Source organism: Paenibacillus glucanolyticus (assembly GCF_037333485.1).
GTDB lineage: Bacteria > Bacillota > Bacilli > Paenibacillales > Paenibacillaceae > Paenibacillus_AQ > Paenibacillus_AQ glucanolyticus.
Map to the genome: position 1 here is coordinate 4,687,345 of NZ_CP147845.1, position 14,904 is coordinate 4,702,248.

A 14,904-nucleotide genomic window follows, 5' to 3' on the forward strand; every position below is an offset into this window, starting at 1 on the left:
GTACTTTTTCAGCTTGATCGTATGTCATAGACTTAAGCCTCATCAGCAAAATCCAGCTTAAGACAATTCCAGCCATTCCGCCAGGAGCTCGTCACGATTCGCAGCCAGCGACTCACGCTCATTCCAGCGCTGTTCCAGAAGCGCTGCATCCGTTCCGTCAACCATCGGACCCTCTGTCTCAAGCCATCCATCAAGCTGTTGAATGAGTCTCTCCAAACGGTCGATCTCCTCCTCCAGCCAATGGCTCCGTTCGGCAGAAGATGGATTCTCTCTTATTCGGTTTGAATGTTGCGCAGGTTGAGCGCTGGTCTTCTCTTTCGCTTTCTGCTGCGCTATCTTCGGCAAGGCAATGTCATCTCTTCCGCCTGGAAGCTCTCTTGCAAGTGACGCTGCAGCCAACTGATCCTTCTTGGCTCGAAAATCATCATAATTTCCCAAGTAAACGATAAGCTTGCCTTGATCCAAATCCCATACTTTATGAGACAGCTGATTGACAAAATATCGGTCATGAGAGATGGCAAGTACGGTCCCCGCATAATCTCGCAATGCATCCTCCAGCGCTTCGCGTGAGGCAATATCCAAATGGTTGGTTGGTTCATCCAGAAGAAGCAGATTCGGCTTCTGGTATATAAGCAGTGCTAACCTTAATCGTGTCCATTCACCGCCCGACAGCTGCCCGACTGTTCTTAATACAGCCGCACCGTAGAACAGATACCTTGCCAATATCCCGCGAGCTTCGCCTTCCTCAACTCCGACCTTGCCGCGGAAATATTGAAGCACGGATTCCTTGGGATTCTCCGGCTCTTCTTGTTGCGCCAAGTAGCCAACATCCACCCTGGAACCCCATTCCAGCGTTCCTGAATCCGGCATCAGCTCTCCCATCAGCACCTTGAAGAGCGTTGTTTTACCGCTGCCGTTCGAGCCCATGAGCACAATCTTCTCACCATACTCTAGCAAGCCGGATGCCCCTCTCAGCACCCTCTGATCTCCGTAAGCAACCTCAACTTGTTCAAAGTATGCCACACGGCGGCCCGAACGATCCTGCGGATTGAGATCAAAATCAGCTTGCCTCCGTTCCAATACAGGCCTCTTGACCTGTTCCATCCGTTCCAGCGCCCTGCGCATGGATGCCGCCCGTTTGAAAAATTTCTCATTGCCGCCGATGCGTCCGAATTCCTCCAGCTGCTTGATCGATTCCTTCATCTTTTTGATCACTTTCTGCTGCTCTTGATACTCCGCAAACTGTTGGAGCAACCGTTCCTCCTTATCTCTCATGAATGCGGTGTAACCGCCACTGGCTGTGAAAACTTCCCCATCCTCGATCTCAATCGTTTTGGACACCACCCGATCGAGAAAATATCGGTCATGGGAGATAATGACGCAGGTTCCCGGATAGTCGCGCAGAAAACCCTCCAGCCATTCGGTACGTGCCAGATCCAGATGATTGGTCGGTTCATCAAGCAGCAGCAATTCCGGCTGTACGATCAGCTGTGATGCCAGCATCACCCGAGTTTGTTCTCCGCCAGACAACGAGCCGAAAGTATGCCCGTACTCACGCTTGGAGATTTGAAGCCCTGAAGCAATCCTATCGATGCTGGCCTCCAGTTCATAACCGCCCTCGATCTCAAACCGCTCCTGAAGAGCTGAATAGCGGCGGAGTACACGATCTAATTGCGCTGCATCCGCAGCGATCTCAACATCACTCATTTTCTTCTCAAGCTCTGTCATCTCCGTTCGGTAGTCCGCCAGATGACTCAAACCTTGTGATAGAACATCCATCACCGTCCAGGCATCCATATAGCTCGGAATTTGCTCCAAATATCCGATTTTCGCATTCTTCTTTATCGCCAATTGTCCTTCGGTTGGCTTGTCATGACCAGCAAGAAGACGCATCAGCGTTGACTTTCCGCTTCCGTTCCTTCCGATGAGAGCAACCTTCTCGCCTTCTTGGATTTCAAATGATATCTGGTCCAGCACCAGATTGGCGCCGTGGTATTGAGTAAGTTTTTGTACATTGATCATATTCATATTAGGTTTCCTCCTGTATGCTCCGAACAAATTTCATCCGTACTGTTCGAATGCCTGTTAGCTGGAGAAGAACCGGGCGCTGCAAATGCAAAAAGGGCCCACAGAGCAAGCTCTGCGGACCCTTAAGAATAGTAAGCCTTAATTAGGGCTTAATCCGTGCAGGCAGGCAGGTGACTTCTCGCGATGGTACAACCGTATAATTGAAATTGGACAGACCTCTCCCGTTGTAGAGAAATGCATGAACAATGCCAGCCATAGATACAGGCAGCTGGCTAATACGGTTGTTTACCATCTCGATATTCATCCTGCTCACCTCCTTCATTAAAGTTATCGTCACTATAACATACCCGACAATTCAAACGCAAGAAAAAAAAGGAACCGCTAGCGGCCCCTTAGGATCGCCAGCAATTCCTCCATATCCTTCGGCATCGGTGCAGAAAACTCCATGTACTGTCCGCTTGAAGGATGGACAAAACCTAAAACGGCTGCATGAAGCGCCTGCCCGTTCAGTTTGATTCCCTTGCTCTTGCCGTATACGGGATCACCCACAAGCGGATGGCCGATATACTTCATATGCACGCGGATTTGATGCGTTCGTCCTGTCTCCAGCTTCAGCTCGAGAAGACTATAGTCTCCGAACCGTTCCACCACGGTAAAATGAGTAACTGCATGCTTGCTGTTTCGGTCCGTCACCGTATATAATTTACGATCCTGCGCATCCCTGCCGATAGGTGCATCAATCGTTCCTTGATCATGACTGATATTTCCATGTACAAGAGCCAGATAACGACGGTTCACGCTATGGTCCTTCAATTGAGCGGCCAGAGAAGCATGAGCTTTATCGTTCTTGGCTGCCATGATTAAACCGGTTGTATCCTTGTCAATTCGATGAACGATGCCAGGCCGAAGCTCCCCGTTAATGCCAGACAAGTCCTTGCAGTGAAACATCAGCGCATTCACAAGCGTTCCGGACGAATGCCCCGGTGCCGGGTGAACCACCATCCCTCTCGGTTTATTCACCACAATCACGTCCCGATCTTCAAAAGCAATTTCAAGCGGAATGTCCTCCGGAATAATCTCAACTACCGATGGCTGAGGTACACTCAGCACAATATGATCACCCTGACTCACCTTATAATTGGATTTTACAGGTTCCTCGTTGACCTTAACATGTCCATCTGTAATCCACAACTGCACCTGGGAGCGCGAAACTTCTTCCCCTAGGCTCTCCGTTATGTATTTATCTAAACGGGTCTTGGAGGAATCAGCATCTACGGTCCACTCATGAAGCTCCTGGCCCTGTACCGTTCCATCGTTAAAGTCCGCATCCATATCCATTTCGTCTTGCAACATCATTCATTCCCTTCTGTACCCGAAACTCCACTTGTTGTCTTCATCTTCTCGCGTCTTCCGTCCAGAAGCGTATCCAATATAATTAACGCCACACCGATCACAATACAGGAATCAGCAATATTAAATATCGGGAATGTGTAGCTGCCGAAATTGAACTGCAGAAAATCCACAACCTCTCCCATTACCAGGCGATCGATGAAGTTCCCCAAGGCCCCGCCAAGAACAAGCGCAAGTGCTGTAGGCAGTAATCTGCGTCCTTCCTTCACTACCTTTTGCAAGTACCAGATGATACCCGCCACCACGATAAGCGTTACAACAATGAAGAACCATAATTGATCCTGCAATATGCCAAAAGCGGCTCCCCGATTTCGGCTCGATGTGATCAGGAAGAAATCACCGATTACCGGAATCTGCTCATATAGCTCCAGGTTTTGTGCAATCAAGTACTTGGTGCCCTGATCGATAAGAAATAAAACAAATGCAATCAAATAATATACCACTTGTTTATGTCACTCCGTTCTTGTCTTCTCCAACCAAACGTTCACCTTCGCTGATCGGTACATAACTCGTCTTATTGTAGCACAGCGGCTCAGAAATCGTCCATTCCTGTCCATTGGCGAGAACATTTTCCGTCAGTAAAACCGACACGATAGGTGCACTCTATACATATGAATCAGAAGGTCAACTTCGGACCATGAAAGGAGCCTGATATGTCGCATTTAACTCAGGAGCAACTCGATATTCTGCAACAGAAGCTGATGGATCAAAAAGTTGAGCTTGAACGGCGCATGATCTATAACGACCAGCATGGGCTCGGCGAGTCCGAGAGAGATTCAACCGGCGAGTTATCACATATCGATAATCACCCCGGTGATCTGGCTACAGAGCTCTATGAGCGGGAAAAAGACCTCGCCCTCCAGGACAGGGTAGATCTTGAACTTCAACGTGTCATTTTCTCACTGGAAGCCATCCATCACGGACGCTACGGTGTTTGTCTGACCTGCGGCCAGCCCATTCCATATGAACGGCTGGAAGCACTGCCTGATACGCAATATTGCGTAAAAGACACTCCGCGTGAAAACCTGTCCTACAATCGTCCGATTGAGGAAGAGGTGCTGGCGCCCGCTTTTGGTAAATCCAGCATGGATGAACATGAGTATTCCGCTTTTGATGGCGAGGACGCTTGGCAGATCGTCGAAAGCTGGGGCACCTCCAACACACCTGCTATGGCGGAAGGAAACGACATTGACAGTTATAACGAGATGGATATCGAGAATGGCGATGATCATGGCGGTTTTGTTGAGGTATATGAAAATTTCGTTGCAACCAATATCGATGGTTCCGAGGTCTTTATCGTGCGTAGTCCCCAGTACGTTGATTACCTGAATCGGGGCGAAGGAAGTTACCTCCTTGATCCCAACGGGGACCCCGATGATGAATCCTTCAGCTAACTAATAGTTCCGGGTGGGCGGTATGACTGCGATTAGGGCAGCTGCCGGCCCCTTGTACATACTTGCAAAATTCCTTGTTATGTCAACTCCAGCTGACGCTGAACAATACGCACAATGTCTGCAATATAATCACCGATAATCGGCAAATTCAGTGCGCCCAGCGCCTGAAGAACGTAGATGATGGTGGCTGCAAAAAAGGTAAAACCAATCGCAATCCCCACGCCGCGGGCTGTGCCAGCCAGCAGATTCGTCCATATCAGCTTCCAGGGCCGGTTCAACAGCTGAGTGTATTCCGCAATCCGGGACTTCTCCAGCTGTTGTGCAATGTCCGTGGTCATTCGGTGTATCGCGCTCAGTTGATCCTTATCTTCATCCAACACCTTCTTCTCTTCTGTTAACTCCGCTTCATCCGACTTCTCCGCCATATTTCAACGCCCCTTTAGCCGCAATCTCTGCCTGGATACGAAACCACGATTCGCTGATTATTATGTATCTATTGGTAGAATCTCATTCGTATAGAACCTAAACCGCTGAAGAACCCTGCTTCAACTTGAATATGAAAAAAACCAACGCCCCATGATAGGGGCATTGGTATTAAATCCAATCTATCTTTCAGGCGATATGGATACCGATCGTTTTGCCGCCAAGCTCAACCCGCTCCATGCCTTCACTTTGTCCAAATTGCAGATCGTTCACGAGCACATTCTCGCGCAGAACCTCTTCAAAAGCGGTAATAGCGCCTCTAAGCTCATCATCCGTGTCAAGAGTCAGGTTGACCCGCTTTTCAATCGGCAGATCCAGTTTCTTGCGTGTATCCTGTACGGCACGCACGACTTCACGAACCCAGCCTTCCTGCTCCAGCTCTGGGGTGATATCGGTATTGAGCGCAACGGTTAACCCATAACCCGAAGCGGATGCAAAGCCCTCCTTCGCTTTCTTCTCCACCAGAAGCTCGTCAGCAGTAATCTGCAGCTCCTCACCTTCCAGTGAAGTGACATTCACACCGCCCGTTTGAACCGCTTTGCGAGTGTCGTCACTGCTCATCCCCTTCAAGAACCCTTGCAGGAAACCGATATTCTTACCGTATTTCTTACCGGCAACCTTGAGATTCATCTTCAGCGTGAAATCTACGAAGCCGCTGTCGCTGGTCTCAACCTCGATTGCTTTTACGTTGATCTCATCCTTGATAATGTCTTCGTATCCGGAAAGATCAAATTCACGGTCCATGGACACAATCAGCTCGGACAGCGGCTGACGCGTCTTGATTCCGGTCTCGTTGCGGACGTTGCGCGCAAGCTCCACAATCTGTCTTGCCGTCTCCATGTCCTGCTCCAGCGCCTTGTCGATCAGCGCATCGTCTGCTTGCGGGAAGTCGGCCAGATGCACGCTCTCTCCGCCGCCCAGGTTGACAAAGATATCTTCGGACAGCATCGGCGTAAATGGAGCCATAAGCTTCGAGAGGGTGAGCAGCACATGCGTCAGCGTTCCATACGCAGCCAGCTTATCTTCGCTGAGCCCGCTGCCCCAGAATCGGTCGCGCGAACGACGAATGTACCAGTTGCTCAGCTCATCCACATAGGCTTCGATGGCTTTGGCTGCATTCAGGAAATCATTCACAGCCAGCCCTTTATCAACTACTTGAATCAAGCTGTTCAGGCGGGAGAGAATCCAGCGGTCCAGCTTATGGTCCGATCCCTTGAATTCATGCTCCTTCGGATCATAGCCGTCAATACCGGCGTACAGCGTCAGGAATGCATGAGTGTTTACCAGCGTATCCACCACTTTGGATTTCGCCTCGCCAACGATCCCTTTGGAGAACCGCTTGCTGTTCCATGGCGCACTGTCAGCCAGCAGCGCCCAGCGGAAGGCATCCGTACCGTACTCTTCGATGATATCCCAAGGATCAATGACATTCCCTTTGGATTTGGACATCTTCTGTCCATTCTCATCCAGGATATGACCTGTGGCCATGACCGCTTTGTAAGGAGCTTTACCCGTGAACAAGGTGGATACGGCCAGCAGGCTGTAGAACCATCCACGTGTCTGGTCAATTCCTTCGCAGATCATATCGGCAGGATACTGCTGTTCGAATTTCTCCTTGTCCTCGAACGGATAATGATATTGTGCAAACGGCATCGATCCACTGTCAAACCATACGTCGATCACCTCAGAGGTGCGTTCCATCACGCCACCTTCGCAATGCGGGCATTTCACTTTCACTTCATCCACGTAAGGCTTGTGAAGTTCCAGATCCTCCGCAATCTCGCCAACCGCGTTGGCACGAAGATCAGCAATGCTGTGCGGGGCATATTGTCCTTCGCACGTGTCGCAGACCCATACGTTCAGCGGCGTTCCCCAATAGCGGTTCCGGCTGATATTCCAATCAACCAAATCTTCCAGGAACTTGCCGAAGCGGCCATCACGCACGTGGCCCGGATACCAGGTTACCCCATTGTTGTTCGCAATCAATTGATCCTTAACGGCTGTCGTCTCGATGAACCAGCTCTCCATTGCATAATAGAGCAGCGGGGATTTACAGCGCCAGCAGAACGGGTAGCTGTGCTCATATTTCTCTTTGCTGTACAGAAGACCTTTTTCAGACAACGACTTCACGATGTCCAGATCGCAATCTTTGACGAAACGTCCGGCAAAGTCTGTCACTTCATCGGTGTATCGGCCTTGGCCATTGACCACACTTACAAAGCTGATGCCATTCTCGCGGCATACCCGGTAGTCATCCTCACCGTGAGCAGGAGCCATATGCACAATGCCCGTACCGCTTGCATCCGTAACAAAGGAGGCGCCAACGACTATATTTTTTTTCTCCGCTTGTACGAAGGTAAATGGAGAATCATAGGTTTTGCCAACCAGCTCAGAACCTTTCAACGTAGATAGAACGGTAAACTCGCCCTTCATGACATCCTCTACCAGATTTTTAGCGACGATGTAGATGCCGTCCTCCTGCTCTACGCGCGCATAATCCATATCCGGATTTACAGCTAGCGCCACGTGGGATGGAAGTGTCCAAGGCGTGGTCGTCCATGCCAGTACGTATTCTCCGCTATCGTGCAGCTTGAATTTGGCAGTTGCACTCAGGTCTTTAACATCCTCGTAGCCCTGGGCTACTTCATGAGAACTGAGTGTCGTCTGACAGCACGGGCAATACGGGCTTACACGATGACCGCGGTACAGGAGACCTTTGTCATGGATTGTCGCCAAGATGTTCCATACACTCTCAATATAATCATTCTCCAGCGTGATGTAGGGATGATCCAGATCGGTCCAATAAGCAATCGCTTCGGTCAGCTCACGCCATTTATGCTCGTATTCAAACACACTTGATTTACATTTCTTGATAAAGGCTTCCACGCCGTAATTCTCGATTTCCTGCTTGCCGGAGATACCAAGCTGCTTCTCCACGCCAAGCTCAACCGGCAGTCCGTGCGTATCCCAGCCCGCTTTCCGAACGACATGGTAACCTTTCATCGTCTGATAACGGCCAACAAAATCTTTAATGACCCGGCCAAGCACGTGACCGATATGCGGCGCACCGTTCGCGGTTGGAGGCCCTTCATAGAATACATAATTCGGCTTGCCGGCCCGGCTTTCGATCGATTTCTTGAACGTGTTCTCCTCGTTCCATTTGTTCAAGATGCGCAGCTCTCTTGCCCGCGCCTTCTCTTTGACGTCTACTCTGTTCATGCCAATCGTCCTTTCGCCCTGATTCGTAATGTTCTGTGAAAATAAAAAAAGGCCTCATCCCCAAAGGGACGAGAACCTGTTCTCGCGTTACCACCCTAATTTCGCTGAACAGACTTCCGCTAGAAGACTATCCATAACGACACCTTAAGTCCATGTCTTCACTACAAGACAAGGTCCGATGTAACGTTCGGCAGACGGTTTAGCTTACACACGCGGTTAAACGCTTCAGCTTCACTTCTCCGGGATGATCTTCTGCTTGGTCTGAACGCCGGACTTTCAGCAACCGCCGGCTCTCTGAGGGACAGATCCTTCGCGTACTATTCCCATCAACGAATTCGAATATGAATCAACAATATGTTATTAGTTATAGACTCTTTCCGGGAAAAAGTCAACCGGATACCCGCCTAGTATACCTCTTTAGGCTCAAGACTTGCTTCACGGCTCTCCAGCGTCTCCCAGCCTTCTTGCTTCAAGAGCTCCAATTGCGCCTCAACCAAGGAGCGGAAACGGGTACGGTAGATGGATGCCTGCTTCTTCAACTCTTCAACCTCAAGCGCAATTTTGCGGGATTTGCTCAGCGCATCATTGATAATACGGTCTGCATTCTTCTCGGATTCCTTCACGATCAGCTGAGCTTCCTTCTTCGCGTTGTGTTTCAGCTCGTCCGCTGCTTCTTGAGCGACAATGATCGTCTTGGATAAGGTTTCCTCAATATTTGAAAAATGATCCAATCTTTCCTGCATCGTCAACAGCTGGTTTCCCAGTTCCTTATTTTCCCGGATCACACTTTCGTAATCTTTAATAATCTGGTCCAAAAACTCGTTGACCTCGTCCTCATCATAACCCCGAATTCGACGGGCAAATTCCTTGTTATGTATATCAAGCGGTGTCAATGGCATGGTGTGCACCTCCTAAATATATGGGCCTTACAAGACGGTTCATCCGCTGTAGTAGCCAAACCACCCGTCCATGAAGACAATAGCGGTCATTCTGATTTATCGGCAAATCCATTGTAATTATTAATGTACCTTGTATTGTTTCGACAAAAAAACGGCAATTCCTTCAAAGGTCAGGCATATTTCCCAACCTTGATACGGTACCGCCCTTTTTTCGTCAGGCCGCCTGTCTCCAGTACTTTAAACCTTCCAAAGCCTTGGATGGAGACAACATCGCCTTCTTTTAAATTCGTTGAAGGATCCTCTTCCACTTTCCAGTTCACACGGCATCGGCCCGCCTTGATCGGTACCACGATTTTCGTCCGGCTGATCCGGTATGCGTCACTGGCGATCCCGTCGAGTCTCATGGAAGATGCGGTAATATCCATCGTATCGAAATTCGTATGCGTGACCTGAAGCTTGTCCAGCGGCAGCAGTTCCGTCATCACGTGCACCCTGTGAACTTGACTGAGATTCAGATGCAGGAACGAACTGATGTCCTCGGCAACCACCGTATGGCAGCCGTCCTCAAGCACATGAATATCACCGATCTTGGATCTCTTGATGCCAAGACCCAGAATCGAACCCATGTAGTCGCCATGGTCGAGCTCCAGAAACTTCTGATCCCCGGAAGATATGCTGAGCACTTTCATCTTCAAATCCTCGCCCTCAAGATCCCGGTAATCCGGTGCAATCAATGCCCGAACGCGCTCTGCGTCAGCATGTCCACCCTGAAACAGGGCATGCACATCGGGGTGACGATTCACGAGCGACTCCAGAATGAATCTCTGACGAGGGTCCAGGAAATCCGTCAGCTTCGCTTCATGATACTGTCCGGCATTGACAACCCATTCCCAAGCCCGGTCCACAAATTCACGTTCGTCCCTGTGAAAATGATCATAGATGTCCAGTTTCATGCTTATTCACCTGCTACAGTAGATATCCGAGGATAGCATACACGCCCCGTTGTGCCAGCTGCAGAACGAACAACGCGACAATCGGAGAAATATCGATCATGCCCATAATCGGCGGGATAAACCGGCGGAATGGAGCCAAATACGGCTCAACTAACTTGCCAAGCAGCTCCCCGACAAAGCTTTCTCTCACATTCGGGAGCCAAGACATTAAAACGTAGACCAGGATCATGTAAAAATAAATTTGGAACAGGGTTCCAACAATGCTATAAATTTCGCTGCTCAAAGCCTAGATCACCTCATTCTGTTATATTCATGCTCGTCAGCTAAAATCTCGGAGATGGAACCTTGAATTTCGACGGTATCCGGTGTGCATAGGAAGATATTCCCGCCTACCTTGGAGATTCCGCCACTAAGCGCATATACCGTTCCGCTGAGAAAATCGATAATGCGCAGCGCCTGATCATTGCGTACGCGCTGCAGATTAACGACAACCGTTCGGAATGAGCGTAGATGATCTGCAATCTCCTGTGCTTCATCATATGAACGCGGCTCCACTAATACAACCTTAACGTTCTTCTGTGAATGAATGCTGACGATATTTGCATTTTTTTGATTTTTCCGATGATCAAACGGGGTTGCCTCCACCGGCTCGTCCTGCGAGGCAAGAACCTCGCGTTCCACAACTTCTTCTTCCTCTTGCAGTCCCAAGAAATTCATAAACCGGTTCATCACGCCCATCGTCAATCCTCCTCTTTACCTACTAAAATTGAGCCGAGACGCACCCAGGTCGCCCCTTCTTCTATGGCTACTTCAAAGTCATTGGACATACCCATGGACAATTCAGTCAATGGCTCCAATGTCAGCGCCTGCTCATTCAGCTCATCTCTTAGTTGTCTTAAACCACGAAATACAGGACGCGTCTGCTCCGCTGACGATTCATATGGAGCCATGGTCATGAGTCCGGTTACCTTTACGTGTGAAAGACTGTTGATTTCCTTCAAGAACTCGGCTGCTTTCTCAGGAGCCAATCCGTACTTGGATTCCTCGCCCGAGATATTAACTTGCATAAAGGCGGATACCTGAAGGTTCAGCGCTGCAGCCCTCTTCTCCAGCTCATGGGCTAAGGACAAGCGGTCAAGTGAATGAATATATTGAAATTTATCAATGACATCCCTGACCTTGTTGGTCTGCAGGTGCCCGATGAAATGCCACGTTCCCCGGTCTCCAAGGGCGTTCCACTTCTCCTGGGCGTCCTGCCAGCGGTTCTCGCCGATATGCTGAAGTCCCTGATCCAGTACCGAAGCTGTTTTATCCAAGGAGACATATTTAGTGACCGCAATCATATTCACTTCATTCCGGTCCCTGCCGCTTCTTGCGCAAGCCTCCGTTATTCGCTGTTCCACCTGATCGATACGTTCCATCAAACTCAAGGGACGACTCACCTCTTTCTCATCCCGATCCAACTTGCCATACGACCCGTTGTCCCTCCATCCTTGCGGTAGGAGAAGAACAGATCGTGATTGCAGCTTGTACACCATGAAGTACATTCGATATGTTCCGCCAATATTCCTGCTTTAATCATAATGTGTCTGTTTATTTCTTTCAAGTTCAGCATGTATTTTCCGCGTCCCTTGTCGATATACAGGGCTGATTTTGCAGCTTCCTCTGGCGTAAGCCCCCCGAATCCAATATCACGGACACGATCCATGACCCGATCATCCACCTCATAGCAGCACTCGCCTATCGACGGACCGATGGCTGTACGAATATTCTGCGGCATGCTGCCATACTCCAGGGCCATCTTGGCGACCATTTCTTCAGCAATACGGCCTACCGTTCCCTTCCAGCCGGCATGGGCCAAACCGACAGCACCCGAAACGGGGTCCCAAAAATACAATGGCACGCAATCCGCGTAGAAGGAAGTCAGCAGCACGCCGGGGACATGGGTCACAAGTCCGTCTGTATTTTGAAAGGCCGAGGTCCGATCCAAGCTTCCTCTGCCTCTGTCCTCTTCATGAACGACACCAATCTGAACGCCATGCACCTGTTCACCACAGGTCCAGTCCTCCAGTGAAAACCCAAGGGACGCAGCGGTTAATTTCCGGTTCTCTACAATGTCACCCGGTTCATCTCCGACATGAAAGGCCAAGTTCAGACTGTCATATGGTACCCGGCTAACGCCTCCTTGCCGGCCTGTGAAACCGGCTGAAATCGCAGCAGCCTCCGTTTCCCTTCCCCATTTTTCCAGCACGAACAGACTCGGTGTCTGCTTCTCCTGACTCACAAACGGTTCCATGAACATTTCACCTCTATCCCAGTGTAACAGAAAACATACGCTGGAGACACATCAACCGATTGGCGGCTTGTCAGAAGCTGCGCCGATCATGGCGATCCGGGCGATCCAGATATTCCACCGGCTCCTGATCTTCCGGCATTCTTCGCAGCTCCTCCATCTTGACAAGCACTACATCCGAACCAATCTTCACGATATTCCGCCAGGGGATGATCAGATCACTCCCGCCGCCAAACAGCCCCATAAACTTGCCGTAACTCGGCACAACAATCGCTTCAATTCGACCCTGCCGCAAGTCGAGTTCCAGATCACTGATCTGTCCCAGCCGTTTGCCATCAATGATATTAATAACATCCTTCGTTTGAAAATCGGAAATTTTCATCTTTTTCCCCACCATTTGATTTTCAGGTATCATGAGCATTCACACCTTAGATGTATTTGAGGATCGGGCATGCCGTTTACATAAATACCCTCTGTTCAGTATATGAGCCGCATGAGTAAAATAACTTACTTAAATTAAAAAAACGACCCCTTGAATGGGATCGTTGTCTTTTCGTTTGATGGCTGGTCTTCCTAAGTTTTGACATGCTTCTGCATTTGCTTGATCGCTGACTTCTCCAGACGGGACACCTGAGCTTGGGAGATGCCGATTTCATCAGCAACTTCCATCTGGGTTTTGCCTTCATAAAACCGCATGGATAAAATCATTTTTTCACGTTGTCCGAGCTTGTGCATCGCTTCCCGGAGTGCAATTTCTTCAATCCAGGATACATCTTTGTTCTTATCATCACTGATTTGATCCATCACATAAATCGGATCTCCGCCATCATGATAAATCGGCTCAAACAAGGACACGGGATCTTGAATAGCATCGAGTGCAAAAACAACATCTTCCTTGGGCACATTCAGCGCTTCGGAAATTTCAAAAATCGTCGGTTCGCGCGAGTTCGCATTTGTCAGCTGATCCCGGACCTGAAGTGCCTTGTAAGCAATATCACGCAGGGATCGCGAGACGCGAATCGGGTTATTGTCCCTTAAGTAACGACGTATTTCTCCGATAATCATCGGTACGGCATAAGTGGAAAATTTAACATTTTGCGACAAATCAAAATTGTCGATGGCTTTCATCAATCCAATGCACCCTACCTGAAACAGATCATCAACAAACTCCCCCCGATTATTAAACCTCTGGATGACGCTGAGGACCAGTCTCAGGTTGCCATTCACCAGTTTTTCTCGAGCTGATCGTTCATTGTTCTGCTGCAGATTATGGAACAGCTCCCTCATTTCCACATTCGTCAGAACCGGCAGTTTTGACGTATCCACACCACAAATTTCAACTTTGTTTCGCGTCATGATGACTAACCTCCCAAGGAGAAACATTACTGTACATTATCTCCGAGGGGGGTTATTTTATTCCTTGGGTTTTCCAGTTACACCATCTTGTTGAATTCTTTGCGGAGTCGTTTAATAATTCTCTTCTCCAATCGGGAAATGTAGGATTGTGAGATTCCAAGCAGGTCTGCCACGTCTTTTTGCGTCTTTTCTTCCCCGTCCTGAAGCCCGAAACGAAGCTCCATAATCATGCGTTCCCTGTCGCTTAATTTATCAAGCGCTTTTTGCAGGAGTTTCCGGTCCACCTGCTCTTCGATGTTACGGTAGATGGTGTCATTCTCGGTGCCCAGCACATCGGATAAGAGCAATTCGTTGCCATCCCAATCGATGTTCAGCGGTTCATCAAAAGAAACCTCGCTTCGCGTTTTGTTATTCCGCCGCAGGTACATCAGTATTTCATTTTCAATACAGCGCGAGGCATATGTAGCCAGCTTGATTTTTTTCTCCGGGTCAAAAGTATTCACCGCTTTAATCAGTCCGATCGCACCAATCGATACCAAATCCTCGATGTTAATGCCGGTGTTCTCGAATTTGCGGGCAATGTACACAACCAGACGCAGGTTACGTTCGATCAGCATAGCGCGGGTGGCTGCATCGCCGGAAGGCAGCTTCTTGAGCAAGAACTCCTCTTCTTCTTTCGTAAGCGGAGGCGGAAGCGCCTCACTTCCTCCGATGTAGTAGATTTCCTGACTCTTCAGGCCTAGTAAAAAAAGTACGCGGTAATACTGCAGCTGCAATGCTAATCTCCATTTAACGGGCATCTCGTATCCTCCTAAACGTTTTCCCGAAGGGACAACATAACTTCGTAAGTGTAGTCACGGTTTTCCTCG

General features: G+C 49.3%; 17 protein-coding genes and 1 other annotated feature. Of the genes, 1 reads left to right on the plus strand and 16 read right to left on the minus strand.

Translation table 11 applies throughout. From position 1 onward, the window contains the following. Nucleotides 1-57: 57 nt before the first annotated feature. The 5 genes from abc-f to WDY75_RS22130 all read right to left on the minus strand — a co-directional run bounded on the left by abc-f (nucleotide 58) and on the right by WDY75_RS22130 (nucleotide 4,029). Nucleotides 58-2,028, minus strand: a complete 1,971-nt coding sequence (abc-f, locus tag WDY75_RS22110) for a ribosomal protection-like ABC-F family protein (protein ID WP_063478978.1) — start codon at nucleotides 2,026-2,028, stop codon at nucleotides 58-60. Between the two features lie 142 nt (nucleotides 2,029-2,170). After that, on the minus strand, nucleotides 2,171-2,332 hold the full coding sequence (locus WDY75_RS22115; RefSeq protein ID WP_006209100.1) for a hypothetical protein: 162 nt from the start codon (nucleotides 2,330-2,332) through the stop codon (nucleotides 2,171-2,173). A gap of 77 nt (nucleotides 2,333-2,409) precedes the next feature. Further along, nucleotides 2,410-3,381 carry an RluA family pseudouridine synthase gene (locus WDY75_RS22120; protein ID WP_063478977.1) on the minus strand — a complete coding sequence of 324 codons (972 nt, stop codon included), beginning with the start codon at nucleotides 3,379-3,381 and terminating at the stop codon, nucleotides 2,410-2,412. Continuing rightward, entirely contained in the window at nucleotides 3,381-3,881 is a 501-nt protein-coding gene (gene lspA, locus WDY75_RS22125) for a signal peptidase II (RefSeq protein ID WP_063478976.1), read from the minus strand. The genes WDY75_RS22120 and lspA overlap by 1 nt, the downstream gene beginning before the upstream one ends. 4 nt (nucleotides 3,882-3,885) lie before the next feature. Beyond that, entirely contained in the window at nucleotides 3,886-4,029 is a 144-nt protein-coding gene (locus WDY75_RS22130; RefSeq protein WP_006209097.1) for a hypothetical protein, read from the minus strand. Between the two features lie 62 nt (nucleotides 4,030-4,091). Between WDY75_RS22130 and WDY75_RS22135 the strand changes: the two genes are divergently transcribed. Further along, nucleotides 4,092-4,832, plus strand: coding sequence for a TraR/DksA C4-type zinc finger protein (locus WDY75_RS22135; protein ID WP_006209096.1), 741 nt, complete (start codon nucleotides 4,092-4,094; stop codon nucleotides 4,830-4,832). Nucleotides 4,833-4,909: 77 nt separating this feature from the next. On the opposite strand, the gene WDY75_RS22140 is transcribed toward WDY75_RS22135, so the two are convergent. The 11 genes from WDY75_RS22140 to sigE all read right to left on the minus strand — a co-directional run bounded on the left by WDY75_RS22140 (nucleotide 4,910) and on the right by sigE (nucleotide 14,835). Next, nucleotides 4,910-5,257 (minus strand): DUF5665 domain-containing protein, encoded by a 348-nt coding sequence (locus WDY75_RS22140; protein ID WP_006209095.1) that lies wholly within the window; start codon nucleotides 5,255-5,257, stop codon nucleotides 4,910-4,912. 187 nt (nucleotides 5,258-5,444) lie between these two features. Then, the gene (gene ileS, locus WDY75_RS22145) at nucleotides 5,445-8,534 is read right to left on the minus strand and encodes an isoleucine--tRNA ligase (protein ID WP_063478975.1); all 3,090 of its coding nucleotides are present in this window, start codon (nucleotides 8,532-8,534) and stop codon (nucleotides 5,445-5,447) included. Between the two features lie 61 nt (nucleotides 8,535-8,595). Then, nucleotides 8,596-8,873, minus strand: a binding site (T-box leader). 65 nt (nucleotides 8,874-8,938) lie between these two features. Then, nucleotides 8,939-9,433 carry a DivIVA domain-containing protein gene (locus WDY75_RS22150; protein ID WP_036637907.1) on the minus strand — a complete coding sequence of 165 codons (495 nt, stop codon included), beginning with the start codon at nucleotides 9,431-9,433 and terminating at the stop codon, nucleotides 8,939-8,941. A gap of 170 nt (nucleotides 9,434-9,603) precedes the next feature. Further along, a complete protein-coding gene (locus WDY75_RS22155) occupies nucleotides 9,604-10,386 on the minus strand; it encodes an RNA-binding protein (protein ID WP_006209094.1) in 783 nt (260 codons plus the stop codon). A gap of 13 nt (nucleotides 10,387-10,399) precedes the next feature. After that, the gene (locus WDY75_RS22160) at nucleotides 10,400-10,669 is read right to left on the minus strand and encodes a YggT family protein (RefSeq protein WP_006209093.1); all 270 of its coding nucleotides are present in this window, start codon (nucleotides 10,667-10,669) and stop codon (nucleotides 10,400-10,402) included. Between the two features lie 8 nt (nucleotides 10,670-10,677). After that, complete coding sequence (locus tag WDY75_RS22165) at nucleotides 10,678-11,124, minus strand: cell division protein SepF (protein WP_036637904.1); 447 nt, start codon at nucleotides 11,122-11,124, stop codon at nucleotides 10,678-10,680. A 2-nt stretch (nucleotides 11,125-11,126) separates the two neighbouring features. Continuing rightward, on the minus strand, nucleotides 11,127-11,816 hold the full coding sequence (locus tag WDY75_RS22170) for a YggS family pyridoxal phosphate-dependent enzyme (protein ID WP_006209090.1): 690 nt from the start codon (nucleotides 11,814-11,816) through the stop codon (nucleotides 11,127-11,129). An 8-nt stretch (nucleotides 11,817-11,824) separates the two neighbouring features. Continuing rightward, a complete protein-coding gene (pgeF, locus tag WDY75_RS22175) occupies nucleotides 11,825-12,682 on the minus strand; it encodes a peptidoglycan editing factor PgeF (protein WP_036637899.1) in 858 nt (285 codons plus the stop codon). A gap of 70 nt (nucleotides 12,683-12,752) precedes the next feature. Next, nucleotides 12,753-13,061 (minus strand): YlmC/YmxH family sporulation protein, encoded by a 309-nt coding sequence (locus WDY75_RS22180; RefSeq protein ID WP_100086481.1) that lies wholly within the window; start codon nucleotides 13,059-13,061, stop codon nucleotides 12,753-12,755. A 191-nt stretch (nucleotides 13,062-13,252) separates the two neighbouring features. After that, entirely contained in the window at nucleotides 13,253-14,035 is a 783-nt protein-coding gene (gene sigG / locus WDY75_RS22185) for an RNA polymerase sporulation sigma factor SigG (protein ID WP_006209087.1), read from the minus strand. 77 nt (nucleotides 14,036-14,112) lie between these two features. Further along, nucleotides 14,113-14,835, minus strand: a complete 723-nt coding sequence (sigE, locus tag WDY75_RS22190; RefSeq protein ID WP_006209086.1) for an RNA polymerase sporulation sigma factor SigE — start codon at nucleotides 14,833-14,835, stop codon at nucleotides 14,113-14,115. Between the last annotated feature and the right edge of the window lie 69 nt (nucleotides 14,836-14,904).